The 4,629-nt window shown below is 74.7% G+C and carries 1 protein-coding gene; it reads right to left on the bottom strand.

The window, feature by feature from the left end; all coding sequences use genetic code 11:
• Positions 1-4,629, bottom strand: a 4,629-nt coding sequence (locus tag MCAG_RS29980) for a beta-ketoacyl synthase N-terminal-like domain-containing protein (RefSeq protein WP_198141655.1), incomplete at both ends; no start/stop codon positions are given.

The following is a 4,629-nucleotide window of genomic DNA, read 5'->3' as shown; positions in this document are numbered from 1 at the left end:
CAGGAGCGCCACGTACGCCTGCCCGTCGTCGCCGTCGAGCAGGCCGGCCACCGCGTCGTCGGACGTACCGGCTCGACCGCGCACCACGCCCGCGACCTGCCGCCCGGCGGCGAACGCGCGCAGCCGGTCGGCCAGCTCGTCGAGGCTGCCGGCCAGCACCGCGAGCCGTTCCGGGCACGCGGTCCGCCGCTCCTGCAGGGTGTACGCCACGTCCGCCAGGCGCGGGCGGTCCGCCCGGTCCGGACGACTGACCGCGTCGGCCAGCGCCAACGCGTACTCCCGCAGCGCCTCACCGGTGCGGGCCGAGACCGGCACCAGGTGCTCACCGGCCGGCGGCAGCCGGCGGTGCCCGCCCATCCCGGGCGCCTCCTCGACAAGCACGTGTCCGTTGGTGCCGCTGATGCCGAACGCGCTGACCGTGGCCCGTCGGGGCGCGCCGGCCGGCGCCGGCCAGGGGCGGGCCTCGGTGGTCAGGTAGAACGGCGAGTCGTCCAGCGCGAGCAGCTCGTTGGGCTCAGTGACGTTGATCGACGGCGGGATGGTCCGGTGCCGGATCGCCTGGATCACCTTGATCACTCCGGCCACGCCGGCCGCCGCGGCGGTGTGGCCGATGTTGGCCTTGACCGAGCCAAGGGCGCAGTAGTTTCGCTCGTCGGTGAACCGCCGGTGGGCGCGGATCAGTGCCTCGGCCTCCACCGAGTCACCGAGCCGGGTGCCGGTGCCGTGCGCCTCGGCGTACCCGATGGTCCGCACGTCGATGCCGGCGCGCCGGTAGACGTCCACCTCCAGGTTGGTCTGGGAGCGGGCGCTGGGCGCGGTGAGGCCATTGGTGGCGCCGTCGTGGTTGACGGCGCTGGCCCGGATCACCGCGTACACGTGGTCGCCGTCGCGCCGCGCAGCGGTCAGCGACTTGAGGGCCAGCACGCCGACGCCCTCGCCGGGGACGAACCCGTCGGCGGCGGCGTCGAACGGCCGGCACTGGCCGCTGGCGGAGAGCACACCGAGGTTGCTCATCGCCACGTGGAACCGGTGCGAGCCGGAGACGAAGACACCCCCGGCCAGCGCCAGTTCGCTCTCGCCCGCCCGGATGCTCTGCACCGCCAGGTGCAGCGCCACCAGGGACGACGAGCAGGCGCTGTCGACCGCGACGCTGGGGCCGCGTAGGTCGAGCACGTACGAGATCCGTCCGACCAGGACGGACGAGTACCCGCCGAGGGTGACCCCGGCCTCCAGGGGCAGCCCTGCCTCCTCCGCGCGGGCCGGAAGGTCGCTGCCGGTGGTGCCGGCGAACACGCCGCAGGCCAGCCCGGCCAGCCGTGCAGCCGGGTAGCCAGCGTCCTCCAGGGCCTTCCAGGCGTGTTCCAGGAACAGCCGCTGCTGCGGGTCGGCCAGTTCGGCGTCCCGGCCGGACATGCCGAAAGAAAGAGCGGGTCGAACCGGTCGACGTCGGGCACGAACCCGCCCACCCGGCAGTGCGTGGTGTCCGGCCGGTCCGGGTCCGGGTCGTAGTGCGCGTCGATGTCCCAGCGGTCGGCCGGTACCTCCCTCGACGGCGCACCGCCCGGCCACGATGGCCGCCCAGAACTCGTCCGGGTCCCGGGCGCCGGGGAAGGCGCAGGACATGCCGACGACGGCGACAGCTTCGTCGTCGGACGCCGGCTGAGGAGCGGCCGGCCCATTCTGGTCGGCCACGGGGCCGGCGGTCACCGGCGCGTTGACACCGGTCGCCGGGGCACCGTCGGCGGGGGTGTCGACGACGGGGACGGGCAGCGGCGCGCCCGTGGCACGGGGGGTCGGGGCGTGGGCGGCGACGTGCGCGGCGAGCCGGGTCACCGAGCCGTGGTCGAACAACACGGTCGGGCTGAGGTCGGTACCGACGGCGGCGTTCACGGCGTCGACCAGTTCGAGGCCGAGGATCGAGTCGATGCCGTACTCGGCGAACGGCCGGTCGGGGCCGATCGCGGCCGGGTCGGTCTCGATCACCTCGGCGACGACGGCGGTCAGCCGTTCCCGCAACCCGGGAAGGTCCGCCCGCGACGGCACGGGCACGTCCACCGTCGGAGTCGGTGCCGGGGGCAGCGGCCCGGCGGGCGTGGCCGGCACGGCCACCGCCGGTCCCACCTCGGCACCGGCGGTGGCCACGATCACGTGCTGGCCCACACCGTGCGGACCGACCCCGTCCGGACCCGTGGGCGGACCGAACACGGTCACACCGGTGAAGCCCGCCTCGGCCAGTACCGACCGCCAGGTCTGCGCGGTGAGCACCGGCGAGCTGGGCAGCCGCAGCTGCGGGTCGCGGGCGAGCCACCAGCCGTCGAGCAGGCCGGCGATGATCGCGTACACGTCCGGCACGGTGGTCAGCTCGTTTATCACCACCGCGCCACCGGGGCGCAGCAGCGTCCGCAGATGCCGCACGGTGGCCCGGATGTCGGGGGTGGCGTGCAGTACGTTGGTCGCCACGACCAGGTCGGTGCCGCCCGCCGGGTGGCCCTGCCCGACCGGGTCGGTGGACACGTCCAGCCGGGCGAATTGCACATACGGGTGCTCGCCCTGGAACCGCCGGGCGCCGTGCCGGCCGAAGGCCGCCGACACGTCGGTGTAGAGGTAACGCAGCCGGTCGCCGTACTCCTGGATGGCGGGCAGGACGTACCGGGTGGTGGAACCCGTCCCGGCACCGACCTCGACCACCTCGAGACGCGCGCCCGGTGCGACACGGGCGCGTTCGCCCAGCAGCCGGGCCGCACTCCAGGCCACCAACTCGTTGCAGTGGTCGGCCATGTCGTTGCCCCGGTAGAGGCTCTCCATCAGCGCCAGCGACGAGCCAGGGAAGAGCACCTCGGTGGCCGGCACGACACCGGACAGGATCTTCGGGTAGTTGTCCAGGCAGACGGTCAGCAGCGGGGTGTAGGCGGCGGCCTCCCGGTGCCGGGCGGCCAGGTCGGCGCGTTCCCGGTCGAGGTCGGACCGGGCTCGGGGTGCGGCGACGACCTCCACCGTCGACCCGTCGCGGCGCAGCTGGCCGCCGTCGATGAGGACCTGCACGACCTTCTGGAAGTGCGGCCGGTGCCGGTCCACCACACCCCACCGCTCACCCAGCACGGCGACGTCATACCGGTCGCCCGGCCGCCACCCCTCACCAGCCGTGGCGAGCACGTGGAAGAGCAGGTCGCGGGCCCACCGGCCGAGCGCGAGGTGCGCCTCGCGGTGCGCGGCGAGCCGGTCCGGACCGAACGCCGGGGCACCGGCGTCGAGCAGCCCGGCCGAGGCGGCCCCGGCGGGCGCCACCGCTGTCTCGGGTGTGGACGCGGCGATCCAGTAGCGGTGCGGGTCGAAGGGGTACGTGGGCAGCGGCACCCGCCGCCGAGTGCCCGGCCGGTGCAGGGTGTCGAACGGCACCGTCGCGCCGACCGCGTACAGCTCGGCCAGCTCGCGCAGCGCGGCCGGGGTGGCGTCGGGGACGGCCAGCTCGCGGGCCCGCGTGTCACCGGTCGCCGAGCCCGCCGGGGTCGAAGTGGGCAGCGCGGCGAGCTGGCGGTCCAGCTCGGCGACCAGGTCGGCGAGGTCCACGACGACCAGCGCCACCCGGTGCACCAGGTGCGCCCGTCCCACCTGCAGGGTGTAGGCCACGTCCGCGAGCGGGGCGTCGGGCGTGCCGGCCGCCCAGGACCGCAGGTCCACCAGCCGTCGCCGCAGCGCGGACACGGAGCCAGCGGAGACCGGGACCAGGTACGGCGGCCGGCCGGGCGACGGCGGCGGTACGGCCGGCGGCTGCTCCAGGATGGCGTGCGCGTTGGTGCCGTTGAAAGCGAACGAGTTGATCCCGGCACGCAGCGGGGTGCCGGGCGTGGCGGGCCAGGGTCGGGTCTTCCCGGAAATTTGGAAGGGCCCGCCGTCGAGGGTGATGTTGCGGTTGAGCTGTCGGACGCCGACGGTGGCCGGCAGTTCCCGCCGCCGCAGCGCCAGGACCACCTTCGCCAGCGCGGCCATCCCGGCGGCGGTGATGCCGTGCCCGAGGTTGGGCTTGTGCGAGCCGACGACGCAGCCGCCAACTTCCGCGCCGAGCTCGGTGAACGCCCCGCCGAGCGCGGCCAACTCGATGTGGTCGCCCAGTCGGGTGCCGGTGCCCTGCGCCTCCAGGTAGCCGACGGTACGCACGTCCACGTCGGCCGCGCGGTACAGGCGGGTGACCAGGTCGCGCATCGACCGGGTGGCCGGGGCGGTGAGCCCCTGGGTACGTCCGTTGTGGTTGGTCGCGGTGCCGCGGATGACCGCGTGCACGTGGTCCCCGTCGGCGAGTGCCCGGTCCAGCGGCTTGAGCAGGACGGCACCGGCGCCCTCGCCGACCGTCATGCCGTCGGCGGCGTCGTCGAAGGTATGGCACGCGCCGGTCGGCGACAGCATGTCGGTCTTGGAGGCCATCACCAGGAAGCGCGGTGACGGGGCGACGAAGACGCCACCGGCGATCGCCGCCTCGCACTCGCCGCGCCGGATGCTCTGCACGGCCAGGTGCAGCGCGACCAGCGCAGACGAACAGGCGGTGTCGACCGTGAGGGTGGGGCCGGTCAGGTCGAGCAGTACGCCACCCGCCCGGCCAGGATGGACATGTCCGTGCCGAGGAACACCTGCGAC

The organism is Micromonospora sp. ATCC 39149, assembly GCF_000158815.1.
Classification (GTDB): Bacteria; Actinomycetota; Actinomycetes; order Mycobacteriales; family Micromonosporaceae; genus Micromonospora.
Note: the sequence above shows the minus strand (reverse complement) of the source record. Positions and strands in the feature narration are given on the sequence as shown.